The 22937-nt window shown below is 70.9% G+C and carries 19 protein-coding genes and 1 pseudogene; 16 read left to right on the top strand and 4 right to left on the bottom strand.

Features of this window, described 5'->3' with window-relative positions; all coding sequences use genetic code 11:
- Nucleotides 1-62: 62 nt before the first annotated feature.
- The 8 genes and pseudogenes from pcaC (at nucleotide 63) to ABZ642_RS01120 (ending at nucleotide 6154) form a co-directional block, all read left to right on the top strand.
- Nucleotides 63-1382, top strand: a complete 1320-nt coding sequence (gene pcaC, locus ABZ642_RS01155) for a 4-carboxymuconolactone decarboxylase (RefSeq protein ID WP_360475060.1) — start codon at nucleotides 63-65, stop codon at nucleotides 1380-1382.
- Between the two features lie 28 nt (nucleotides 1383-1410).
- Nucleotides 1411-2046: an MBL fold metallo-hydrolase gene (locus tag ABZ642_RS01150; RefSeq protein ID WP_360475057.1), complete on the top strand. Its 636-nt coding sequence runs from the start codon at nucleotides 1411-1413 to the stop codon at nucleotides 2044-2046.
- Between the two features lie 36 nt (nucleotides 2047-2082).
- Nucleotides 2083-2862, top strand: a complete 780-nt coding sequence (locus tag ABZ642_RS01145; RefSeq protein ID WP_360475054.1) for an exodeoxyribonuclease III — start codon at nucleotides 2083-2085, stop codon at nucleotides 2860-2862.
- 16 nt (nucleotides 2863-2878) lie between these two features.
- A complete protein-coding gene (locus ABZ642_RS01140) occupies nucleotides 2879-3286 on the top strand; it encodes a DUF6278 family protein (protein WP_360475051.1) in 408 nt (135 codons plus the stop codon).
- Nucleotides 3287-3470: 184 nt separating this feature from the next.
- A pseudogene (locus tag ABZ642_RS01135) lies at nucleotides 3471-3575 on the top strand (amino acid ABC transporter ATP-binding protein); the annotation flags it as partial.
- Nucleotides 3576-3717: 142 nt separating this feature from the next.
- Complete coding sequence (locus ABZ642_RS01130) at nucleotides 3718-4653, top strand: glutamate ABC transporter substrate-binding protein (RefSeq protein WP_360475048.1); 936 nt, start codon at nucleotides 3718-3720, stop codon at nucleotides 4651-4653.
- Nucleotides 4654-4664: 11 nt separating this feature from the next.
- A complete protein-coding gene (locus tag ABZ642_RS01125) occupies nucleotides 4665-5309 on the top strand; it encodes an amino acid ABC transporter permease (RefSeq protein WP_360475045.1) in 645 nt (214 codons plus the stop codon).
- Nucleotides 5306-6154: an amino acid ABC transporter permease gene (locus tag ABZ642_RS01120; protein WP_360475041.1), complete on the top strand. Its 849-nt coding sequence runs from the start codon at nucleotides 5306-5308 to the stop codon at nucleotides 6152-6154. The genes ABZ642_RS01125 and ABZ642_RS01120 overlap by 4 nt, the downstream gene beginning before the upstream one ends.
- A gap of 43 nt (nucleotides 6155-6197) precedes the next feature.
- Here ABZ642_RS01120 and ABZ642_RS01115 read toward each other — a convergent pair whose 3' ends face one another.
- Nucleotides 6198-7811, bottom strand: coding sequence for a CocE/NonD family hydrolase (locus ABZ642_RS01115; RefSeq protein ID WP_360475038.1), 1614 nt, complete (start codon nucleotides 7809-7811; stop codon nucleotides 6198-6200).
- Nucleotides 7812-7927: 116 nt separating this feature from the next.
- Nucleotides 7928-8692 carry a hypothetical protein gene (locus tag ABZ642_RS01110; RefSeq protein WP_360475035.1) on the bottom strand — a complete coding sequence of 255 codons (765 nt, stop codon included), beginning with the start codon at nucleotides 8690-8692 and terminating at the stop codon, nucleotides 7928-7930.
- Nucleotides 8693-8835: 143 nt separating this feature from the next.
- On the opposite strand from ABZ642_RS01110, the gene ggt reads away from it, so the two are divergent.
- Nucleotides 8836-10629 (top strand): gamma-glutamyltransferase, encoded by a 1794-nt coding sequence (ggt, locus tag ABZ642_RS01105; protein WP_360475032.1) that lies wholly within the window; start codon nucleotides 8836-8838, stop codon nucleotides 10627-10629.
- Nucleotides 10630-10690: 61 nt separating this feature from the next.
- Here the strand turns inward: ggt and ABZ642_RS01100 are convergent, their stop codons facing one another.
- Both ABZ642_RS01100 and map read right to left on the bottom strand, forming a co-directional pair.
- Entirely contained in the window at nucleotides 10691-13222 is a 2532-nt protein-coding gene (locus ABZ642_RS01100) for an ATP-dependent Clp protease ATP-binding subunit (RefSeq protein ID WP_360475029.1), read from the bottom strand.
- Between the two features lie 545 nt (nucleotides 13223-13767).
- Nucleotides 13768-14547 (bottom strand): type I methionyl aminopeptidase, encoded by a 780-nt coding sequence (map, locus tag ABZ642_RS01095; protein ID WP_360475026.1) that lies wholly within the window; start codon nucleotides 14545-14547, stop codon nucleotides 13768-13770.
- A 57-nt stretch (nucleotides 14548-14604) separates the two neighbouring features.
- Between map and ABZ642_RS01090 the strand changes: the two genes are divergently transcribed.
- From ABZ642_RS01090 to hydA, 7 genes are all read left to right on the top strand, one after another.
- Entirely contained in the window at nucleotides 14605-14856 is a 252-nt protein-coding gene (locus ABZ642_RS01090) for a helix-turn-helix transcriptional regulator (RefSeq protein WP_360475023.1), read from the top strand.
- Nucleotides 14857-14982: 126 nt separating this feature from the next.
- Nucleotides 14983-16440, top strand: coding sequence for a hypothetical protein (locus ABZ642_RS01085; protein WP_360475020.1), 1458 nt, complete (start codon nucleotides 14983-14985; stop codon nucleotides 16438-16440).
- A gap of 137 nt (nucleotides 16441-16577) precedes the next feature.
- Nucleotides 16578-17420: a nitrilase-related carbon-nitrogen hydrolase gene (locus tag ABZ642_RS01080; RefSeq protein ID WP_360475018.1), complete on the top strand. Its 843-nt coding sequence runs from the start codon at nucleotides 16578-16580 to the stop codon at nucleotides 17418-17420.
- A complete protein-coding gene (locus tag ABZ642_RS01075; protein ID WP_360475015.1) occupies nucleotides 17417-18700 on the top strand; it encodes an aspartate aminotransferase family protein in 1284 nt (427 codons plus the stop codon). Before ABZ642_RS01080 ends, ABZ642_RS01075 begins: the two co-directional genes overlap by 4 nt.
- 123 nt (nucleotides 18701-18823) lie before the next feature.
- Complete coding sequence (locus ABZ642_RS01070) at nucleotides 18824-20404, top strand: PucR family transcriptional regulator (RefSeq protein ID WP_360475012.1); 1581 nt, start codon at nucleotides 18824-18826, stop codon at nucleotides 20402-20404.
- Nucleotides 20405-20559: 155 nt separating this feature from the next.
- Nucleotides 20560-21402 (top strand): nitrilase-related carbon-nitrogen hydrolase, encoded by an 843-nt coding sequence (locus ABZ642_RS01065; protein ID WP_360475009.1) that lies wholly within the window; start codon nucleotides 20560-20562, stop codon nucleotides 21400-21402.
- 121 nt (nucleotides 21403-21523) lie between these two features.
- Entirely contained in the window at nucleotides 21524-22927 is a 1404-nt protein-coding gene (gene hydA, locus ABZ642_RS01060; RefSeq protein WP_360475006.1) for a dihydropyrimidinase, read from the top strand.
- Nucleotides 22928-22937: the final 10 nt, after the last annotated feature.

Raw genomic sequence — 22937 nt, 5'->3', positions numbered from 1 at the left:
CGCGAGCCGTTAGGTTCGGACCGGCGATGAGAGACTTAGTGACGCATGAGAGGGTCAGACGGGTGAGCGAGACACCACCGAACACCCTGCAATACCGCTTTGACGGACCAGACGACGCTCCTGTCCTGATCCTGGGCCCCTCACTGGGGACCACCTGGCACATGTGGGACCGGCAGGTCCCGGAGTTGACCCAGCAGTGGCGGGTCTTCCGTTACGACCTTCCCGGCCACGGCGGCTCCCCGGCGCACCCGGCCGGTTCCGTCACCGAACTGACGGCCCGGCTGCTGGCCACGCTCGACTCCTTCGGCGTGCAGCGCTTCGGCTACGCGGGCTGCGCGCTCGGCGGTGCCGTCGGCATCGAGCTGGCCCTGCGGCACCCGGAGCGGATCGCCTCGCTCGCGCTGGTCGCCACCTCACCCCGGTTCGGGACGGCGGACGAGTTCCGGCAGCGCGGTGTGATCGTGCGGACGAACGGCCTCGACCCGATCGCCCGGACCTCGCCCGAGCGCTGGTTCACCAGCGGGTTCGCCGCCGCACAGCCCGCGATCACCGAGTGGGCCGTCCAGATGGTGCGCACCACCGACCCCGGCTGCTACATCGCCGCCTGCGAGGCCCTGGCGGGCTTCGACGTACGCCATGAACTCGGCCGGATCGGCGTGCCCACGCTCGTCCTGGTCGGCTCGGACGACCAGGTCACCGGGCCTGCCGAGGCCCGCACCCTGGTCGCCGGGATACCGGACGCCCGGCTCGCCGTGGTGCCCGGCGCCTCCCATCTGGTTCCGGTCGAGCAGCCCGCAGCCGTCACCGACCTGCTGGTGCGGCACTTCTCCACCGCCTGGCAGCCCGCCTACGACTCGACCACCGGCCAGATGGCCATCCCGGCCGCCCCGCCCAGGCCGGTCCTGGCCGCCGCGCCGCAGGCCGTGCCCCAGGTCGCCCCGCAGGTCACGCCCCTCGCCGAGATCGCCCCGGCCGCCGCGGTGCCACAGCCGCTCGGGCGGCCCGACCCCTACGACGCGGGACTGAAGGTCCGCCGTGAGGTGCTCGGGGACGCGCATGTGGACCGGGCGCTGGCCCAGGCCGACGAGTTCTCCGGGGACTTCCAGGAGTTCATCACCCGCTACGCGTGGGGCGAGATCTGGGACCGGCCCGGACTCGACCGGCGCTCGCGCAGCTGTGTCACGCTCACCGCGCTGGTCGCGGGCGGCCACCTGGAGGAGCTGGGCTTCCACGTCCGGGCGGCCCTGCGCAACGGCCTCACCCCGGACGAGATCAAGGAGGTCCTGCTCCAGGCAGCGGTGTACTGCGGAGTGCCGGCGGCGAACAGCGCGTTCCGGATCGCCCAGCAGATCATCCGTGAGGAGACCACTCCCGAGGACTGACGGACCGCCCGGGGGCAGGATGGTGACCATGAAGCTCACGAAGAAGTCCCACGCGTGCGTGCGCCTGGAGAAGGACGGGCGCACGCTCGTCCTGGACCCCGGCGGGTTCAGCGAGGAGGACGCGGCCGTCGGCGCCGACGCGATCCTGATCACGCACGAGCACCCCGACCACTTCGACGAGGGCCGGCTGCGGGCCGCGCTGGACGCCGACCCGGCCGCCGAGATCTGGACCCTGAGGTCCGTCGCCGACCAGCTCGCGGCGGCCTTCCCGGGCCGGGTGCACACCGTCGGCCACGGCGACACCTTCACCGCCGCCGGCTTCGACGTCCAGGTGCACGGCGAACTGCACGCGGTGATCCACCCCGACATCCCGCGCATCACCAACGTCGGCTACCTGATCGACGGCGGCAAGGTCTTCCACCCCGGCGACGCCCTCACCGTCCCCGACCACCCCGTCGAGACGCTGATGCTCCCGGTGATGGCCCCCTGGAACAAGATCTCCGAGGTCATCGACTACGTCCGTGAGGTGAAGCCGCGGCGCGCCTACGACATCCACGACGCCCTGCTCGCCGACCTGGCCCGCCCGATCTACGACCGCCAGATCGGCGCCCTGGGCGGCGCGGACCACCAGCGGCTGGCGCCGGGGGCCTCGGCGGACGTCTGAGGCACGTTGTCAGAGGGGCCCGGTAGGTTGTCAGGCATGCGCATCGCGACCTGGAACGTGAACTCGATCACCGCCCGCCTGCCGAGGCTCCTCGCCTGGCTGGAGAGCAGCGGCACCGACGTGCTCTGCCTCCAGGAGGCCAAGGTCGCCGAGGCGCAGTTCCCGGTCGAGCAACTGCGTGAGCTGGGCTACGAGGCGGCGGTCCACGCCACCGGCCGGTGGAACGGCGTGGCGGTGCTGTCCAGGGTCGGCCTGGCGGACGTCGTCAAGGGCCTGCCCGGCGACCCCGGCTACGACGGGAGCGTGGAGCCCCGCGCGATCTCCGCGACCTGCGGCCCGGTCCGCGTCTGGTCGGTGTACGTGCCCAACGGCCGCGAGGTGGACCACCCGCACTACGCCTACAAGCTCCAGTGGTTCGAGGCCCTCAAGGCGGCCGTGGCCGGGGACGCGGGCGGCAGCCGCCCCTTCGCGGTCCTCGGCGACTACAACGTGGCGCCGATGGACGACGACGTCTTCGACACGGCAGCCTTCGAGGGCCTCACCCATGTCACCCCGGCCGAGCGGGCCGCCCTGACCGCGCTGCGCGAGACCGGCCTGTCCGACGTGGTCCCGCGCCCCCTGAAGTACGACCACCCGTACACCTACTGGGACTACCGCCAGCTCGCCTTCCCCAAGAACCGCGGCATGCGCATCGACCTGGTGTACGGCAACGAACCCTTTGCCAAGGCCGTGCAGGACTCCTACGTCGACCGCGAGGAGCGCAAGGGAAAGGGCGCCTCCGATCACGCCCCGGTGGTGGTGGATCTGGACGTGTAAGTGTCAACCTGGGTCCATGAACATCCCCTTCCTGGGTAACAGGCACACCAAGGCCGGTGACGTGCCCCTGACCGCCGACCCCGATCTGCTCGCCGAGTGCGAGCTGCTGCGCGCCCAGGCGGCCGAGGACGGTGTCGCGCTCGACGACACCCCGGCCTCGCTGGAGGCCCTCGACCAGTTGATCCCGCGCTGGCGGGACGACGAGGAGACCCTGACCTGGCTCGGCACCGACGCGGGCCTTTATCTGGGCACCGTCCTGATCCGGACCGTGCCCGGCGCCGCATGGGAGATCCGCGCGGACGGGGAGCCGGTGGTACGCCTGGAGTCCGGGCGGGAGTTCGATGTCGTCGAGTCCGGCCACGACTGGGCCGCCAGCGGGGTCCCCGAGCTCTCCCAGCTCTACGCGGAGGTCGCCGAGGCCTGACCCGACGGCCGTACGAACGACGATCACGGCATCGATCACGTTCGATCCCCGCGTCGCCACCCCCAGCGATAAAGACCGTGTAAATACGGCTAATGCCCGAAAAGTGCGTGTCGTGCCTTAGGTCCTCCCGCGGCTGGATAGTTTGCGGCAACCACGACACAGCTGAGAGTGGGTAGGGCTGCGGATGGCCGTCGATCCTTTGATCGAGCTGCGTGACGTCGACAAGTACCACGGCGAGTTCCATGTCCTGCGGGACGTGGATCTCACCGTCGGCAAGGGGGAGGCGGTCGACGAGGTCCTGGAGGTCGTGCGGCGGCGCGCCCGGGACGGCGCGGACCGCGCCCCGGAGGAGTTCTTCACCGCCCCGCGCGGCGAGCGTGCCGGGGACTCCCTCTCCAAGATCCTCAAGCACTGAGCGGGGAGTGCGACCCATGCGCCGTACCCCCCGTGTGCCCGCCGCCCCGGCTCTGCTGAGCGCCTTGCTCACCGCACTGCTCGCCACCGCCGGAGCCGCCGGCTGCGGCAAGGAGGGCAGCCCATCCAGGAAGGGCCCGGCGGCCGGGACACTTCCCCGCTACCAGGTGGCGCGGAACGTCCGGCTGCCCGCCTCCACGACCTGGACCCGGGCGAAGCGGCGCGGCTACTTCGTCGTGGGCGCCAAGGAGGACCAGCCCTACCTCGGCGAGCGGGACCCGGCCACCGGCGTCTACTCGGGCTTCGACATCGAGATCGCCAAGATGATGTCCGCCTCCCTGGGCCTCGCTCCGGAGACCATCCGCTTCCGGACCATCGCCTCCGCCAACCGCGAGACCGCCCTGCGGAACGGCCAGATCGACTACTACGTCGGGACCTACACCATCAACGCCAACCGCAAGAAGCTGGTCGGCTTCGCCGGACCCTACTACCTGGCCGGCCAGTCCCTGCTGGTGCGCCACGACGAGAACGACATCCACGGCCCCCAGGACCTCGCCGGCAAACGCGTCTGCTCGGCCGCCGGTTCGACGCCGTACCAGCGGGTCAGGGCGGACTACCCGAAGGCGGTCCTGGTCGCCTACGACACCTACTCCGTGTGTGTGGACAACCTGCTCACCGACCAGGTCGCCGCCGTCACCACCGACGACGCCATCCTCATCGGCTACGCGGCGAAGGCCCCCGGCGAACTCAAGGTCGTCGGCAAGCCGTTCTCCCAGGAGCCGTTCGGAATCGGCGTCCGGCGCGACGACACCGCCCTGCGCTTCGCGATGGACGACGCATTGGAGGCCCGTGAGAAGAACGGCGACTGGAAGAAGGCCTACGACGCGACGCTCGGCCTGTCCGGCGTCCCCGCCCCGAAGCCGCCCCCGATCGACCGCTATCCCGCGAGCTGAGCGAGGCCGGCATGAAGGTACTGACAGACAACTTCCACACGTACGCCGAGGGTTTCCTCGGCACCGTCGAACTGACCGTCTACGCCTCGGTCCTCGCCTTGGTCCTGGGCTTCCTGATGGCGGCCTTCCGGGTCGCCCCCGTTGCCTCGCTGCGGCTCCTCGGCACGGCCTGGGTCACCGTGCTGCGCAACACCCCGCTCACCCTGCTGTTCTTCGCGGTGCTGCTCGGCCTGCCCCGGTTCGGACTCGTGCTGCCCTTCCAGGCGTTCGCGGTCCTCGCGCTCGGCTGCTACACCTCGGCGTTCATCTGCGAGGCGCTGCGCGCCGGCATCAACACCGTGCCCAGGGGGCAGGGCGAGGCCGCCCGCAGCCTCGGCATGACCTTCGGGCAGACCCTCGGCCTGGTGATCCTGCCCCAGGCGTTCCGGTCGGTCATCCCGCCGGTCGGTTCCACCCTCATCGCGCTCGCCAAGAACTCCGCGATCGCGGGCGCGTTCAGCGTCACCGAACTCCTCGGCACCTACAAGACCTTGAGCGAGCTCGGCTACAACATCGTCTGGACGTTCCTCTGGATCGCCGCCGGCTATCTCGTCATCACCCTCGCCATCAGCACCCTGTTCAACCTGCTGGAGCGGAAGTGGGGGGTCGCCCGATGACCGAGGCCACCGCGCTCTACGACGTCCCGGGTCCCCTCACCAGAAGACGGCACGCGGTGTACGGCGTCCTGTCGACCCTCGTCATCCTCGGCCTGCTCGCCTGGATCCTGTATCTCCTGTTCGACACCGGACAGTTCACGTACACGAAGTGGATGCCCTTCGCGTACGAGGGAATTCAGGAACTCCTGCTGCGTGGCCTCGTCAACACGCTCGCGGCCTTCGCGACGGCCGCCGTCCTCTCCCTCGCGCTGGGCGGCCTGCTGGCCACCGGACGGCTCTCGGAACACCGGCCGGTGCGCTGGGCGGCCACCGCCGTCGTGGAGTTCTTCCGCGCCATGCCCGTACTGGTGATGATCTTTTTTATCTTCGTGGCGCTGAAGGTCCAGCCGCTGCCCGCCCTGGTCGCCGGACTCACCCTCTACAACGGCTCGGTGCTCGCCGAGGTGTTCCGCTCCGGGGTGAACAGCGTCGAACGCGGCCAGCGGGAGGCCGCGTTCGCGCTCGGCATGCGCAAGACCCAGGTCATGGCGTACGTCCTGGTGCCGCAGGCGGTACGGGCCATGCTGCCCGCCATCATCAGCCAGCTCGTGGTGGCCCTCAAGGACACCTCGCTCGGCTATCTCATCACGTACGAGGAGTTCCTCCATGCCGGGAAACTGATCGCATCCAACCTCGACTACGATTTGCCCTTCATCCCTGTGGTGATGGTGATCTCGCCGATCTACATCGGGATGTGCGTGTTGCTCTCGTGGTTCGCCGGCTGGGTGGCCGGACGGGAGCAGCGCAGTCCCAGGACCGAGGCCGTCGAGGTGGCCCCGGCCGAACCGGGGACGCTGCTGCCCTAGGGGGCGGCAGCCAGGGCCAGGCCCGGCCGGCGGCAGCCGGAGATCACTGCTCGCGCAGCGGAACGGACACGTACGACGGGTCGTCCACCGGCGAGGAGAAGGTCAGCTGCGCGCCGGACGGGTTGTGCTCGATGTAGAGCGGGTCCACCGTGTCGACCACCAGCGCGAGCCGGTGCCCGGCCGGCACGTCGTAGGCCGTGGAGAACAGGTCCAGGTCCACGTCGAACGCCTTGCCGGGGGTGCGGTCGTACCAGGTGTACGGCGCGTTGGTGACCAACTTGCCGAGGCCGAGCGGGCCCACGTCGTACAGGTAGGCGACGAGGGTGCCGCTCTCCTTGGTCGGGGTGAGGGTGGTGTGCAGCCGGGCCGTGCCGCGCACCCGCTGGGCGCTGCCGTACCGCTCGGACTGCCAGACGGCGGCCCAGCGGCGGGGCAGCAGCGGGATCGAGGCGACCGGCGGCAGCTGGGCGATCTGGTCGAGGAGGCCGGAGAGGAGGACCACCCCGCCGTCCGCGCCCGAGTCGACGTTCGCGTGGATCGTGGTCGAGCCGGCCAGGGCGATCTTCTTGCGGGTGGCGCCCACCGACTTCCAGTCCGGGTACCCCTCGTAGCCGCCGTCGGTACGGGACTTGAGCTGGACCGGCTGCTCGCGGTCGATGCCGTTGTCGGCGCCCTTGAGGTAGTGGTCGAACCAGCGTTCGGTGTCGGTCCACACGTCGTTGGGCAAGCCCAGCAGGCCGGTCAGCTCGGCCGTGGCGTGGTCGCCGGGGCGCAGCTCCAGGCGCTTCGGGCCGGTCAGCTTCCCGTAGAAGTCGGCGTACTGGTTGGCCGGGAAGATGGAGTCGCTCCAGGCGTTGGCCATGAGGACGGCCGGGCCGTTCTTGTTGAGCTGGTCGACATAGGTCGCGACGGAACGTTTCGCCCCCCAGGCGATCATGTCCTGTTCCCGGTCCAGGTTCGAGGCGTAGAAGTCGTTGAAGATCTGCCGGACTTCGGGGCTCTCGCGCCCGGTGAGGGTTGCCGAGCCGTCCAGGAGAGCGGCCGCCTCGACGTGCTGGGTACGGCCCGAGTAGATCGAGTCGATCAGATCCGCCCAGCCGCTGAGCGCGCCGACCGCCTTGATCCGCTTGTCGTGCGCGGCGGCCAGCAGGCTGATCCCGGCGCCGTACGAGACCCCCGCGATGCCGATGTGTCCGGGATCGGCGGTGGTGTTGGCGAGGGCCCAGTCGATGACCTTGGACGCGTCCGCCACGTCCGGCGGACCGGCCACTTCTATCTGCCCGCCGGACTGCCAGAACCCGCGCACGTTGTAACTGAGCACGATGTAGCCGGCGTCGGCGAGTTTCTGGGCCTGGGCCAGATACTCGACCTGGGGCAGCGACCAGCTCGTGGGAAGCACGATGAGCGGGTAGCGCCGCGTGGCGTCGGCGCCCGCGGGCGTGACGACGTTCGCCTTCAGGACCGTGCCGCCGTCGCCGGTGATGTCGACGAAGCGGACGGAGGCGGCGGCCTGGGCGGCCGGAGCCAGGCCGACGACGCCGGCGGCGATCAGGGCCGCCGAGACGGCCCCCGCGGCGGTCGCGCGCACCGCGGTGCGGTGGTCGGTGCGGCGGCCGGTGGCGGTACGGCGGCTCGTGGTGGTGCGACCTCGTCCCATGGGTCACTCCTCACTCGTGTCAGTGCAAAGTGACCAGACGGTAACCGGGACCTCTTACCGTAAGTAACCCGTCGGTAAGTTACGTGCGGGTAACGATTGTTGAATGGTGCAGCTACTCAGGAGGCCCGGTGCGAGGAGCGCGTGGTCTCGGCCTCGGCGGGCGGCAGCGGCGCCTGGGCGGCGCGCGTCACGTCCGAGACGAGTTCGACCACGTCCGGGCCGTACGCCTGCGAGTTGACCACCTTGAGGAGCAGCACGAAGGTGTTGTTGCCGTGCTTGCGGGCGAGCCGCTCGTGGTTGCGGGCGAGGTAGCGGGTGGCCGCCTGGTTGGTGATCGCGCGCTGTCCGCAGAACAGGAACACCGGGCGCGCGTCGGGGCGCTGACCGGCGGTGAGACGGGCCAGCAGGACGTACTCGGTGATGCCCGGGTCGAGGCGGTAGCGCTCGGCGCCGATCTGGAAGGCGCCGCGGTCCGGGCCCGGTTCCGGGTCGACGTTGACCCGCACGCCCGGCAGCATCGCCGACATGTGCGCCAGCATGCGCCGGTTCGAACCGGGCCCGCCCACGCAGAACTCGGTGCGCTCGCCGAAGCCCTGCTGGACGTTGTCCTGGGTCACCATCTGGAGGTTGGCGCCGCAGTCCTTGATCAGCGCGGCCAGTTCCAGGAGCGCGAACACGTCGAAGCGGTGCACCGCCGGTTCGGAGGTGGCCGGATCGCGATTGACGACCAGCAGCGACTCCGAGTTCTCCGGCAGCCCGAAAAAGGCCTGCTTGCGGCGCAGGCCCCGCCGCCACAGTGAGGTGCGGGCCAGCCAGCCGAGCGCCGCGCTGATGCCGGCGGCCACGACGCCAAGGATAATGTTGCGCAGGTCGTCATTCATGGGCGCGCATGGTAGCGGTCACAGATGGCCGGAACGTACCGGTGTTCGAAGTGTGGCGGTCATATGACAGTGCCCTGAATGTGGCTGTCGGGGCTGGGGTCCCGCCGATACGCTGCGCGGACGTTCCGGAACTGGAGGTGCGGATGCGTCGCCCTGTCACGCGGAAACTGACCGTTCTGGCGGTCTCGGCCGCCGTGGTGTCGGTGGGGGCGGCAGCGCCCCCCGCCCCCGGCGGCGCGACCGTCGCGAAATCGCCGGTGGCCGTCGGCTACGGGGGTGCGGTCTCCAGCGTCGACGCGGACGCCACCGCCGCCGGTATCGAGGTGCTCCGCAAGGGCGGCAACGCGGTCGACGCGGCCGTCGCGACGGCCGCCGCGCTCGGGGTCACCGAGCCCTACTCCTCCGGCGTCGGCGGTGGCGGCTACTTCGTCTACTACAACGCCAAGTCCCGTACGGTGCACACGATCGACGGCCGCGAGACCGCACCGCTGACCGCCGACTCCAACCTCTTCGTGGAGAACGGCAAGCCGCTCGCCTTCGCGGACGCCGTGAGCAGCGGGCTGAGCGTCGGCACGCCCGGGACGCCGGCCACCTGGCAGACGGCGCTGGACCGCTGGGGGAGCGAACGGCTGGGCACGGTGCTGAAACCGGCCGAGCGGATCGCCCGCGACGGGTTCGTCGTCGACGACACCTTCCGGTCGCAGACCGCGTCCAACGAGACCCGGTTCCGGTACTTCCCGGACACCGCGAAGCTGTTCCTGCCGGGCGGGCAGCTGCCGGTGGTGGGGGCGACCTTCAAGAACCCCGAACTGGCCCGGACCTACCAGGAGCTGGGGCGGAAGGGGATCGGGGCGATCTACCGGGGGGACCTCGGCAAGGACATCGTGTCGACGGTCGACAACCCACCGGTGGCCTCGGGTTCGGGGTGGAAGGCCCGGCCCGGCAAGCTCTCCACGAAGGATCTGGCCGCGTACCGGGCCAAGGTGCAGGCGCCCACCGAGACGGCGTACCGCGGACAGAAGGTGTACTCGATCGCGCCGTCCTCGTCCGGTGGGACCACCGTCGGGGAAGCCCTCAACATCCTGGAGAACACCGACCTCTCGAAGGCCGATGAGGTGCAGTATCTGCACCACTTCATCGAGGCCAGCCGGATCTCGTTCGCGGACCGGGGGAGGTGGGTCGGCGACCCCGCGTTCGAGGACGTGCCGACGAAGGGGCTGCTGTCGCAGCGGTACGCCGACGAGCGGGCCACGCTGATCCACGACGACTCGGTGCTGACGAGCCCGGTCGCGCCCGGCGACCCGAACCATCCGGGGTCGACCGGGACGGCGTCGCCGACCACGTACGAGGGCGAGAACACGACGCACCTCACGGTCGCCGACAAGTGGGGGAACGTCGTCTCCTACACGCTGACCATCGAGCAGACCGGGGGCAGCGCGATCACCGTGCCCGGACGGGGGTTCCTGCTCAACAACGAGCTGACCGACTTCTCGTTCACGCCGGCGAACCCCGCGGTGCACGACCCGAACCTGCCGGGGCCGGGGAAGCGGCCGCGGTCCTCCATCTCCCCGACGATCGTGCTCGACAAGGCCAACAAGCCCGTGGTGGCGGTCGGTTCGCCTGGCGGGGCGACCATCATCACCACCGTGCTCCAGGTGCTGACCGAGTTCCTTGACCGGCATCTGTCGTTGGTGGACGCGATCGCGGCGCCCCGGGCGTCACAGCGCAACGCGGCGAAGACCGAGTTGGAACCGGCGCTGTACAACGACCCCGTGGTGAGGGGGAAGTTGGAGGCCATCGGGCAGTCGTTCTCGTTGAATCCGGAGATCGGGGCGGCTACCGGGGTGCAGCGGTTGCCGGGTGGGAAGTGGCTGGCGGCGGCGGAGACGGTGCGCCGGGGTGGAGGGTCCGCGCAGGTGGTGGATCCGGCTCCGTAGCGCGCGGACCGCGGGCGCGCGGGGGCTGGTCGCGCAGTTCCCCGCGCCCCTGAAGGGGCGCCTATCCCGGCCGGAACTCCAAGGTGCCGTCTCTCACATCCACCGTCACCTCGCTGCCTTGCGTGACAGTGCCGTCCAGGAGGCGGCGTGACAGCTGGTTGTCGACTTCCCGCTGGATGGTCCGCCGCAGGGGTCGCGCGCCGTACTCCGGCTGGTAGCCGTGTTCCGCCAGCCAGTTGACCGCCGCGTCCGTGAAGTGGGCCGTGATGCCCTGGGCGTGCAGCATGCGGCGGGTGTGCTCCAGCAGCAACTCGGTGATCTGGCGCAGCTGTTCGCCGGAGAGCTGACGGAAGACGACGATCTCGTCGATGCGGTTCAGGAACTCCGGGCGGAAGTGGTCCCGGAGCGGGCGGAGGACCTGTTCCCGGCGGGCCTCCTGCGTCGCCTCCTCCCCGCTGGGGCCGAAGCCGACACTGGCGCCGCGCCTGGTGATCACGTCCGAGCCCAGGTTGCTCGTCATCACGATGACCGTGTTGGTGAAGTCCACCGTGCGGCCCTGGGAGTCGGTCAGGCGGCCGTCGTCCAGAACCTGGAGCAGGATGTTGAAGACGTCCGGGTGGGCCTTCTCCACCTCGTCGAGGAGGAGGAGCGAGTAGGGGTGGCGACGGACCACCTCGGTGAGCTGCCCGGCCTCCTCGTGGCCGACATAGCCGGGCGGGGCACCGACCAGGCGGGAGACGGTGTGGCGCTCCTGGTACTCGCTCATGTCCAGGCGCACCATCCGGTCCTCGCTGCCGAACAGGACCTCGGCGAGGGCGCGGGCCAGTTCGGTCTTGCCGACGCCGGTCGGACCGAGGAAGAGGAAGCTGCCGATCGGGCGGTCCGGGCTGGCGAGTCCGGCGCGAGAGCGGAGCACCGCCTCGGAGACGGCCGCGACCGCCTCGTTCTGGCCGATGACCCGCTGGTGCAGATGAGCCTCCAGGCCGAGCAGCCGCGCCTTCTCCTCCTGGGTGAGGTTGCTGACCGGGATACCGGTCTGGCGGGACACCACCTCGGCGATCGCCTCGGCCGTCACCTCCAGGTTCATCCCCTCGTCCGCCTGGTCCTCGCCGGAGACCTCGGTGATACGCGTCTTCAGCTCGCCGATGCGGTCGCGGAGCTGGGTCGCGTGTTCGTACTGCTCGTCGGCGACCGCCTGGTCCTTGTCCCGGGTGAGCTGCTCGATCTCGCGCTCCATGGCCCGTACGTCGCTGCCCTTGGCGCGGGAGCCGAGGCGGACGCGGGCACCGGCCTGGTCTATCAGGTCGATCGCCTTGTCCGGGAGCCTGCGGTCGGTGAGGTAGCGGTCGGACAGTTCCACGGCGGCGACCAGGGCCTCGTCGGTGTAGCGGACCTGATGGTGGGCCTCGTAGCGGTCGCGCAGGCCGCGCAGGATCTCGATGGTGTCCGGGACGGTCGGCTCGGGTACCAGGATCGGCTGGAAACGGCGGGCCAGCGCCGCGTCCTTCTCGATCTTGCGGAACTCCTCAAGGGTGGTCGCGCCCACAACATGCAGTTCGCCCCGGGCCAGCGCCGGCTTGAGGATGTTGCTCGCGTCCATCGAGCCGCCTTCGCCACCGCCTCCGGCGCCGACCACGGTGTGCAGTTCGTCGATGAAGACGACCAGCTGGTCGGAGTGGGCGCGGATCTCCTTCACGATGTTGGTCAGGCGCTCCTCGAAGTCACCCCGGAAGCGGGTGCCCGCGACCACGCCGGGCAGGTCGAGGGCGATCACCCGGCGCCCGGAGAGGACGTCCGGCACGTCCTGGTCGGCGATCCGCTGGGCCAGGCCCTCGACGATCGCGGTCTTGCCGACACCGGCGTCGCCGATCAGCACGGGGTTGTTCTTGCCTCGCCGGGAGAGCACCTCGATGGTCTGCTCGATCTCGTCGTCGCGGCCGATGACCGGGTCGATCCGGCCCTCCCCGGCCAGCTCGGTGAGATCGCGGCCGTACTTGTCCAGCGTGGGCGTGCCGGTGTGGCGGCGGCTTTCCGTGCCGGTGAGGACCCGGTCGGTGTCCGGGACGTCCGCCGGCAGGCCGGCGGCGAACCGGGCCGCGTTCAGGATGTGCCCAGCGGCCGAGTCCGGGTTGGCGGCGAGCGCGCCCAGCACGTGTTCGGGGCCGATGTATCCGGCGCCGCCGGCCCGGGCCAGGTCGTGCGCGTCCAGCAGGGCCCGCTTCACGGCCGGGGTCAGGGACAGCGAGGTCGGCGGGGGCGCCTCGCCGGGCGGGTGCTGGACCGGGCCGGCGCGGCCGTCGATCTCCGTGGCCAGCGAGTCGGGATCCGCGCCGGACCTGCTGAGCAGGGAGCGGGTCGGCTCCGCCGTCAGGGCCGCACGCAGCAGATGCTCGGTGTCGAGGTCCCGGCTGCCGTGTTCGGCCGCGTACTGGGCGGCGCCCCGGACCAGTTCCCGTGCGGGCTGGCTGAGCAGCCTGCCGATGTCGATCTGACGCGGGCCCTGGCGCTCCCCTCCGCCGCCGAAGAAGCGGGCGAGGAACTCTCCGAAAGGATCCTGTCCGAAGTCGCTCGGTCCGGGGTAACCGCTGCTCATGAGCGTTCGTTCCGTTCCGGCGTCCCGGCGCCTGGCGGGACGCGCTCGCTGGTCGACGTGCCGGTCCACGCGGGTGCCCCCTGCAGCGCCCGGTCACACCACCTTCGCACGCCTGCCCGATGGGGGCATGTCCAGCACTTCTGGCGCGGGTGGCCGTCGCGCGCGCAGCGGCACCCCGCCGGTGCACCCGGTCGCTTTCCGCCCGGCCGGTGCCCGGGAGAACCGGAATGGCCGCGGTATTGCATCCGACTGATATCGCCGGACACACCACGGCGGTCAAGAGGTGAATTCCTTAGGGCTGCCGGACGCGGACCGGCGAAGGCGGGCACACCTTCGCTCGGCCCGCGCCGACGGGGGTGTCACGGCACGCGATCAGCGGCCGACAGGGCGCGGCCGGGGCGGGCGCTTCCCCGGCGGAGGCCGCGGCGGAGGCACCGGACGCCGTCGCGGGGGCCGGGGGACCGGAACTCGCATGCACACGTTTTCCGTGAGAACTCCTTCGCTGATGCCGGCGGCCTTCAAGAAATTCGCAGGACCGACCTGTGTCAGTTCTCTGAATTCCTTTCCGTGAGGATCCGCGGCCCCGACTCCGTGATCGCCACCGTGTGCTCCACGTGCGCCGCGCGGGAGCCGTCGTTCGTGCGCAGGGTCCAGCCGTCGGGAGCCTCGTGGTAGCCGTCCCGGCCGCTGCCGATCAGCATGGGTTCGATCGCCAGGGCCATGCCGTGCCGGAGCGGGAGCCCGCGGCCGGGACGGCCCTCGTTGGGCACCTCCGGGTCCTCGTGCATACGGCGGCCCACGCCGTGCCCGCCGAAGCCCTGCGGGATGCCGTAGCCGGCCTCGCGGCAGACGGTGCCGACGGCGTGCGCGATGTCGCCGATGCGGTTGCCGACGACCGCCGCCGCGATGCCCGCCGCCAGGGCCCGCTCGGCCGTCTCGACGAGCCGTACGTCGGCCGGACGCGGCCTGCCGACCGTGAAGCTGATCGCCGAGTCGCCCACCCAGCCGTCGAGCTCGGCGCCGCAGTCGATGGAGACCAGGTCGCCGTCGCGCAGCCGGTAGGAGGTCGGGATGCCGTGCACGATCGCGTCGTTGACGGAGGCGCAGATGACGGCGGGGAACGGGGTGGCCGCGAAGGCGGGCCGGTAGCCGAGGAAGGGGGAGGAGGCCCCGGCCGCCCGCAGCACCCCCCGCGCCACCTCGTCCAGTTCGAGGAGGGAGACGCCGACGGCGGCGGCCTCCCGGACGGCCGTCAGGGCCTGCCCGAGGACCTGGCCGGCCCCGTACATCGCGTCGATCGATACGTCTGTCTTCAGTTCCACCATGCCAATTACTATACCGGCTTTCTAGACCGGCGAAGAATGACGGATTAGAATGACCGCATGGTGCGCACCCCCCTCACTCCGGAAGAGCGTGAACGCGGCGAGCGGCTCGGGCAGATGCTGCGCGAGGCGCGCGGCGGCCGGAGCATGACCGAGGTGGCGGCCGAGGCCGGTATCTCCGCCGAGACGCTCCGCAAGATCGAGACCGGCCGGGCGCCGACGCCCGCCTTCTTCACCGTCGCCGCGCTGGCCCGCGCGCTCGGCCTGTCGATGGACGAACTGGTGGCCCGCTGCGCCCTGGCCCCGGCGTGAGGCGCGTCGGTCAAGATCCCGTAATGAGGGCTCTGCGCGCCCGCTGAAAACTCCCCGTAGCAGCCCCGTAACACAACTGGTGTTGCCTACGAAGCCGGAGTGTTCCGGTCGGGCGGGAGTGGAGCGATGACTGTGGATCAGCTCCCGGGCCGGGTACGGGAGTTCGCGAACTACCTCAACGGCCTGCTGGCGCGCCTGGACCAGGGGGGCGGCTGGTGCGCGGTGTTCTGGCAGCGCGACCCCGACGGCATGCAGGCCTGCCTCGGCGGCCGGGAGGTCCCGCCCTGGGACGTCGTGGCGGCGCTTCTCCAGGACTTCGCGACCGCCTACGGTCCCGACGCCGCCGCCCGCGCGGCCGAGCAGGCCCGGCAACTGCACGCCGGCGCCCTCGCCGCGTACGACGCCCGGCCCGGGGTCCGGGAGGAGCTGAGCGACCGCCTCGACGTCATGCTCCGCGAACAGCGCTACGCCGCCGAACGGCTGGCCCAGCTCGGTCGCGCGTACAGCTCCGCGCACTCCCGCGAGGAGGCCGAGTCCCTCGACATCGACCTCGCCTGGGCCCGCGACGACCACGAACGGGCCTCCGCCCGGTGTGCCGAACTCCGGGCCCGGATGGAGCGGTTGGAGCGACAGGCCGAAGCGGGGCCGCCGTCGCCCGGCCCGGCAGCCGGACCCACCCCGCCCGTGCGCGCGACCGCGCGAACATCCGCGACCGCGCAGGCGTCCGCGACCGGTACGACGATGCGCGGCCGCTCGGACGGGGTCACGCCCGACGGCAGCGACGCCCCACCGTCCTCCGCCCCGCAGGCGCCCGAAGCCCCGACCCCTGCTCCCGCCTCCGCCCCCGCCCCCGCCAAACAGCGCAAGCGCCGACGGGGCAGCGCCCGGTTCGCCGGGATGGCGGAGGACGAGGCCGTACCCGCCGCCGTACCGCAGACACCGGAGGCGGCCGTGTCCGCGGACCCCGGTGGCCGTCGCACCCCGCGCGGAGCCCGGTTCGCCGGGGCCGCCGAGGCACCGGTGCGGCCGGAGCCGGTGGTGGAGCAGGCCGACGAGCAGGCGGGACAGGCCGTGACGGGGGCCGTGGCGCGGCTCGAACGGCTCCGGGCCGAGGGCCGCACCGGCGAGGCGCACGCGCTCCTGGCCGAGGCCGCGCAGTGGCCCGCCGCCCGCTTCCCCCTGCTCGCGGACGCCCTCCAGCGGGCCGGGCTCGGCGCGGACTGGGCCACGCTGCTCTGGGAGACGGCCTCGCTGCCGGCCGCCCGGCTGGTGGCCGCCGCCGACGCGCTGACCGCCGCGGGCCGGACCACCGACGGCCGCCAGATCCTCCGTCAGGGCGTCGTCCGCCCCGCCACCGAGATCGGCCAGGCCGTCCTCGCCCTGGACGCTGCGGGCCGCCACCGCGAGGTCCGGGCCCTGCTGGACACCTACGTCCAGGTCCGCACGCCGGAAGAGGCGGCGCACAGCGCGGAACCCGACCCGCACCGCCTGGTTCCGCTGCTCCTGCGCTCGGCCCAGGCGGTCTCGGACCAACGCCACTGGGACCTGCTGCACGCGCTGCGGGTGGCAGGCCTCACCTCCTGACGGACCGGCGCGCCGGTCCCCGCATCCGCCAGCCAGGTTAGAAACGAGATCGACTCGGCGGCTTAACGACGATGGTCTTGGCAAGGACTCCGAGGAGGCTTACTTTCGACCCTCTACGGGCGTAGAAGGAGCAGCTCATGGCCAACGTCGTACGCGCCGCTCTGGTCCAGGCCACCTGGACCGGCGACACCGAGTCCATGGTGGCGAAACACGAGGTGCACGCCCGCGAGGCGGCCCGCCGGGGTGCGAAGATCATCGGATTTCAGGAAGTCTTCAACGCCCCCTACTTCTGCCAGGTCCAGGAACCCGAGCACTACCGCTGGGCCGAGCCGGTCCCGGACGGCCCCACGGTCCGTCGTATGCAGGAGCTGGCCCGTGAGACCGGCATGGTCGTCGTCGTCCCGGTGTTCGAGGTCGAGCAGTCCGGGTTCTACTACAACACCGCCGTCGTGATCGACGCCGACGGCAGCGTCCTCGGCAAGTACCGCAAGCACCACATCCCGCAGGTCAAGGGCTTCTGGGAGAAGTACTACTTCAAGCCCGGGAACGTCGGCTGGCCGGTCTTCGACACCGCCGTGGGCAAGATCGGCGTGTACATCTGCTACGACCGCCACTTCCCGGAGGGCTGGCGGCAGCTCGGCCTCAACGGCGCCCAGTTGGTCTACAACCCGTCGGCCACCTCGCGCGGCCTGTCGGCCTACCTCTGGCAACTGGAGCAGCCCGCGGCCGCCGTCGCCAACGAGTACTTCATCGCCGCCATCAACCGGGTTGGCCAGGAGGAGTACGGCGACAACGACTTCTACGGCACAAGCTATTTCGTCGATCCACGTGGGCAGTTCGTGGGGGAGGTGGCGAGCGACAAGAGCGAGGAACTCGTCGTCCGTGACCTCGACTTCGACCTGATCGAAGAAGTACGGCAGCAGTGGGCCTTCTACCGCGACCGCCGTCCCGACGCCTACGAAGGGCTGGTACAGCCGTGAACGAACTCTTCGCCCGCCACCGCCAGGTCCTGCCCGACTGGCTCGCCCTCTACTACGACGAGCCGCTGGAGATCACGCACGGCGAGGGACGGCACGTCTGGGACGCGGACGGCAACCGCTACCTCGACTTCTTCGGCGGCATCCTCACCACGATGACCGCGCACGCCCTCCCCGAGGTGACGAAGGCGGTGAGCGAGCAGGCAGGCCGGATCATCCACTCCTCCACGCTCTACCTCAACCGCCCGATGGTCGAACTGGCCGAGCGCGTCGCCCACCTGAGCGGCATCCCGGACGCCCGGGTGTTCTTCACCACCTCCGGCACCGAGGCCAACGACACCGCCCTGCTGCTCGCGACGACCTACCGTCGGACCAACACGATCCTGGCGATGCGCAACAGCTACCACGGCCGTTCCTTCAGCGCGGTCGGCATCACCGGCAACAAGGGCTGGTCCCCGACCTCCCTCTCGCCGCTCCAGACGCTGTACGTCCACGGCGGCGTGCGCACCCGCGGCCCGTACGCCGAGCTGAACGACCGTGACTTCATCGCGGCCTGCGTCGACGACCTGCGCGACCTCCTCGGCCACACCCGCCCGCCGGCCGCGCTGATCGCCGAGCCCATCCAGGGCGTCGGCGGCTTCACGTCCCCGCCCGACGGGCTGTACGCGGCCTTCCGCAAGGTCCTCCAGGAGCAGGGCATCCTCTGGATCGCCGACGAGGTGCAGACCGGCTGGGGCCGCACCGGCGAGCACTTCTGGGGCTGGCAGGCGCACGGCCAGAGCGGCCCGCCGGACATCGTCACCTTCGCCAAGGGCATCGGCAACGGCATGTCCATCGGTGGCGTGATCGCCCGCGCCGAGATCATGAACAGCCTGGACTCCAACAGCATCTCGACGTTCGGCGGCACCCAGATCACCATGGCGGCGGGCCTCGCCAACCTGTCGTACCTCCTGGACCACGACCTCCAGGGCAACGCCCGCCGGGTGGGCGGCCTCCTCATCGAACGCCTGCGAGCCGTCGCCGCCCAGCTGCCCGGCGTACGGGAGGTCCGGGGCCGCGGCCTGATGATCGGCGTCGAACTGGTCAAGCCCGGCACGGACGAGGCCGACCCCAAGTCCGCGTCGGCGGTCCTGGAGGCGGCGCGCGAAGCCGGCCTCCTGATCGGCAAGGGCGGCGGCCACAACACGAGCGCGCTGCGCATCGCCCCGCCGTTGTCGCTGACGGTGGCGGAGGCGGAGGAGGGCGCGGCGATTCTCGAACAGGCGTTGAGGAGTGCCTATTAGAGGGGGCGCCTGCTGGGCGCCCCGTACTCGAGCCCCCCGTCAGGGGCGCGGGGAACTGCGCGATCAACCTCCACGCACCCGCAGTCTCCGCACGCACCGAACCCGACCAAGGGATCACGCAAGATGACCGCCACCTGGGATCCCCCGAACCACACCGACCCCATACTGTCGGTCCGTCAGATCCTCGCCCTGGAAAGGGTTCTGGCCGGCGACCCGGAGGTGGTCGCCGGCGCCGCCCACCTCGACCGTCCCGTCCGTTGGGTGCACGTGGCCGAGGCCCCCGACGTCGGTGTCATGCTCACCGGCGGCGAGATGGTCCTCACCACCGGCGTGCTGCTGGCGGACGACGCGCACAAACAGGCCGATTACATCCAGTCCCTGCACCGGGCCGAGGCCGCCGCGGTCGTCCTCGGCCTCGGCCGGGCCTTCCCGTCCCCACCCGAGGCCATGCGCCGTGCGGCGGACCGCTGCGGCCTCCCCCTGGTGGTCCTGCACCGGCCCTTCCCCTTCGCCGAGCTGACGGAAGAGGTCCAGTCCCGTCTGGTACGGCGGAAGTTCGCCGCCGTCAGCCTCTCCGAGTCGGTCCGTACCGCCCTCACCGGCCTCATCACCGCCGGCGCCCCCCTGCAACACCTCCTCGACGAGGTCGCCGTGCACAGCGCCTGCCCGGTCGTCGTCACCAACCTCGCGCACCGGGTGCTGGCCACCGCGGGGGAGCGGTCGGCCGTGGACGACGTGCTGCGCGACTGGGAGCGCATCGCCCGGCAGGCCGGCGGCGGTGAGGGCGACGGCTGGATCCGCGCCGAACTCGGTGGCCGCGGCGAGCGCTGGGGCCAGATCATGCTCTGCGGCTACCGCGGTGACACCGCCACCGGGCGGCTGCTCGCCGACCGCGGCGCCGAGGCCCTCGTCCTGCACCGCATGCTCGGCGGCGGCTCCGCCCACAGCTGGGAGGAGCAGTCCGCGCAGAGCCTGCTGACCGATCTGGTCTCCGGGGTCGTACCGGCCCGGCAGTTGCTGCCCAGGGCCCGGGCGGCCGGACTGCCGGTCAACCGGCGGACCTTCGTCCCCGTCGTCGTCACGGATGCCGAGCCGGCCCAACTGGAACGGATCCTGCGCCTGTTGGGGCTGCCCGGACTCGTCGCCGAGCTCACCGAACGTGTCACCGCCGTCCTGCTCAGCCTCGCCCGCGACCAGGACGCCGACGCCCTCGCCACGCACTTCGCCGTCCGGCTGCACGGCGAGGCGGCTCAGCCGCAGGCGGTGGTCGCGGCCGCCGGCCCCCGTACCGCCTGGGACGACGTCCCCGCCGGTCTGCGCGAGGCGCAGCACGTGGCCGACGCCGTCGCCGACTCCTCGGACGCCCTCGACCTGCCACCCGTCGTACGGCTCAAGGACGTACACCTGCGCGGCCTGATCCGGCTGCTCCGCGACGACCCGCACGTCCAGTCATTCGCCGAGCGCGAGCTGGACGGGCTGCTGTGCGGAAAGGGCGTCGACCAGAACCTCCTTGGCGTCCTGCGGACGTACCTCGCCACCGGGCGCAACAAGTCGCGCACCGCCCAGCTGCACCACGTCTCGCGGCCCGCGCTGTACCGCCGCCTGGAGGCGATACAGACCCGGCTCGGCGTCGACCTCGACGACTTCGAACAGGCGGCCTCCGTGCACATCGCACTCCTCGCACATGACGCGCAACAGCGGTGAAACATGCGACGACCTGGGAAAACGGCGGTGAAACATGAGCCGACGACCGCGTGACACGGTGACACGCGGAGCGCCCGCAGACGTGACACGATGCCACTCAAAGCCCGCTTTCGGACTTCCTAGGCTCCTCGCACACCCAGCGACCGGAGGTCCCGATGAGCCGAGTGATTCGTGCCGCCCTGTTCCAGACCGCCTGGACCGGCGACAAGGAGTCGATGATCCAGGTCCACGAGCAGGCGGTCCGCGACGCGGCCGCGCAGGGCGCCCAGGTCCTGTGCTTCCAGGAACTGTTCTACGGACCCTACTTCTGCCAGGTCCAGGACAAGGCGTTCTACGAGTACGCCGAGCAGGTACCGGACGGCCCGGTCGTCCAGCGTTTCCAGGCCCTCGCGCGGGAGTTGGGCATCGTCCTGATCCTGCCGGTGTACGAGGAGGAGCAGCCCGGTGTCCTCTACAACACCGCGGCCGTGATCGACGCGGACGGCTCGTACCTCGGCAAGTACCGCAAGCACCACATCCCCCAGGTCCCCGGCTTCTGGGAGAAGTTCTACTTCCGTCCGGGCAACGCGGGCTGGCCGGTCTTCGAGACCGCGGTCGGCAGGATCGGCGTCTACATCTGCTACGACCGGCACTTCCCGGAGGGCTGGCGGGCGTTGGGCCTCGGCGGTGCCGAGATCGTCTTCAACCCGTCGGCCACCTCGCGCGGACTCTCCCGCTACCTCTGGCAGCTGGAGCAGCCGGCGGCGGCCGTGGCCAACGAGTACTTCGTCGGCGCGATCAACCGGGTCGGCGTGGAGGACCTGGGGGACAACGACTTCTACGGGACCTCGTACTTCGTGGACCCGGAGGGCCAGTTCGTCGGCGAGGTGGCCTCCGACAAGGAGACCGAACTCGTCGTCCGCGACCTGGACCTGGCCAAGCTGCGCGAGGTCCGCGACCGCTGGCAGTTCTTCCGGGACCGCCGCCCGGACGCGTACGGCCCGCTGACGGCTCCGTAGAAGCAGACGGCACCACCACCCGCACCCCTGAAAGGGCGAACCCCCTCTCAGGGGCGCGGGGAACCGCGCGACCAGCCACATACGACCCGCACTCGACCACAACTGAGCGGAGCGTCCACGCATGAGCAGCCGTACCCTCATCCACGGCGGACTCGTCATCACCGCGTCCGACGAGATCCACGCCGACGTCCTGATCGAGGACGGCCGTATCGCCGCCCTCGCCGCTTCCGGAACCCCCGCCGCCGAGGCCTTCACCGCCGAGCGGAGCATCGACGCCACCGGAAAGTACGTCATCCCGGGCGGTGTCGACGCCCACACCCACATGGAGCTGCCGTTCGGCGGCACCTTCGCCTCCGACACCTTCGAGACCGGCACCCGGGCCGCCGCCTGGGGCGGTACGACGACGATCGTCGACTTCGCGGTGCAGAGCGTCGGGCACGGTCTGCGCGAGGGGCTCGACGCCTGGCACGCCAAGGCCGAGGGCAACTGCGCGATCGACTACGGCTTCCACATGATCGTCTCCGATGTGAACCAGGAGACGCTCAAGGAGATGGACCTGCTGGTCGAGGAAGGGGTGACCTCCTTCAAGCAGTTCATGGCCTACCCCGGCGTGTTCTACTCCGACGACGGCCAGATCCTGCGCGCCATGCAGCGCTCCGCCGAGAACGGCGGCCTGATCATGATGCACGCCGAGAACGGCATCGCCATCGACGTACTGGTGGAGCAGGCGCTGGCCCGCGGCGAGACCGACCCCCGCTACCACGGCGAGGTGCGCAAGGCCCTGCTCGAAGCGGAGGCCACGCACCGGGCCATCAAGCTCGCGCAGGTGGCCGGCGCGCCCCTGTACGTCGTGCACGTCTCGGCGATGGAGGCGGTGGCCGAGCTGGCGCGGGCCCGTGACGAGGGGCTGCCCGTCTTCGGTGAGACCTGCCCGCAGTACCTGTTCCTGTCGACCGACAACCTCGCCGAGCCCGACTTCGAGGGCTCGAAGTACGTGTGCTCGACCCCGCTCAGGCCCAAGGAGCACCAGGCCAAACTCTGGCAGGGCCTGCGGACCAATGACCTGCAGGTGGTCTCCACCGACCACTGCCCCTTCTGCTTCGTGGGCCAGAAGGAGCTGGGCCGCGGGGACTTCTCGAAGATCCCCAACGGACTGCCCGGCGTCGAGAACCGCATGGACCTGCTCCACCAGGCCGTCGTCGACGGGCACATCTCGCGCCGCCGCTGGATCGAGATCGCCTGCGCCGCCCCGGCCCGGATGTTCGGGATGTACCCGAAGAAGGGCACCATCACCCCGGGTGCCGACGCCGACGTCGTCATCTACGACCCGCACGCCGAGCAGATCGTCTCCGCCGAGACCCACCACATGAACGTCGACTACTCGGCGTACGAGGGCAAGCGGCTCACCGGCCGGGTCGAGACGGTCCTCTCGCGCGGCGAGCCGGTCATCACCGAGCGGGAGTACACCGGACACGCCGGGCACGGCGTCTACACCCCGCGCTCCACCTGTCAGTACCTCAACTAGGAGTGGCGCC

This window comes from Streptomyces sp. NPDC007157, assembly GCF_040634235.1.
In the GTDB taxonomy this organism is placed as follows: domain Bacteria; phylum Actinomycetota; class Actinomycetes; order Streptomycetales; family Streptomycetaceae; genus Streptomyces.
The sequence above is the reverse complement of the archived record's forward strand: the minus strand, read 5'-3'. Positions and strand labels throughout refer to the sequence as shown.

Coding starts and splice junctions, on each gene's coding strand:
- ABZ642_RS01150 (WP_360475057.1), top strand. CDS start 1,411: ATGAAGCTCACGAAGAAGTCCCACGCGTGCGTGCGCCTGGAGAAGGAC.
- ABZ642_RS01145 (WP_360475054.1), top strand. CDS start 2,083: ATGCGCATCGCGACCTGGAACGTGAACTCGATCACCGCCCGCCTGCCG.
- ABZ642_RS01140 (WP_360475051.1), top strand. CDS start 2,879: ATGAACATCCCCTTCCTGGGTAACAGGCACACCAAGGCCGGTGACGTG.
- ABZ642_RS01130 (WP_360475048.1), top strand. CDS start 3,718: ATGCGCCGTACCCCCCGTGTGCCCGCCGCCCCGGCTCTGCTGAGCGCC.
- ABZ642_RS01125 (WP_360475045.1), top strand. CDS start 4,665: ATGAAGGTACTGACAGACAACTTCCACACGTACGCCGAGGGTTTCCTC.
- ABZ642_RS01120 (WP_360475041.1), top strand. CDS start 5,306: ATGACCGAGGCCACCGCGCTCTACGACGTCCCGGGTCCCCTCACCAGA.
- ABZ642_RS01115 (WP_360475038.1), bottom strand. CDS start 7,811: ATGGGACGAGGTCGCACCACCACGAGCCGCCGTACCGCCACCGGCCGC.
- ABZ642_RS01110 (WP_360475035.1), bottom strand. CDS start 8,692: ATGAATGACGACCTGCGCAACATTATCCTTGGCGTCGTGGCCGCCGGC.
- ggt (WP_360475032.1), top strand. CDS start 8,836: ATGCGTCGCCCTGTCACGCGGAAACTGACCGTTCTGGCGGTCTCGGCC.
- ABZ642_RS01100 (WP_360475029.1), bottom strand. CDS start 13,222: ATGAGCAGCGGTTACCCCGGACCGAGCGACTTCGGACAGGATCCTTTC.
- map (WP_360475026.1), bottom strand. CDS start 14,547: ATGGTGGAACTGAAGACAGACGTATCGATCGACGCGATGTACGGGGCC.
- ABZ642_RS01090 (WP_360475023.1), top strand. CDS start 14,605: ATGGTGCGCACCCCCCTCACTCCGGAAGAGCGTGAACGCGGCGAGCGG.
- ABZ642_RS01085 (WP_360475020.1), top strand. CDS start 14,983: ATGACTGTGGATCAGCTCCCGGGCCGGGTACGGGAGTTCGCGAACTAC.
- ABZ642_RS01080 (WP_360475018.1), top strand. CDS start 16,578: ATGGCCAACGTCGTACGCGCCGCTCTGGTCCAGGCCACCTGGACCGGC.
- ABZ642_RS01070 (WP_360475012.1), top strand. CDS start 18,824: ATGACCGCCACCTGGGATCCCCCGAACCACACCGACCCCATACTGTCG.
- ABZ642_RS01065 (WP_360475009.1), top strand. CDS start 20,560: ATGAGCCGAGTGATTCGTGCCGCCCTGTTCCAGACCGCCTGGACCGGC.
- hydA (WP_360475006.1), top strand. CDS start 21,524: ATGAGCAGCCGTACCCTCATCCACGGCGGACTCGTCATCACCGCGTCC.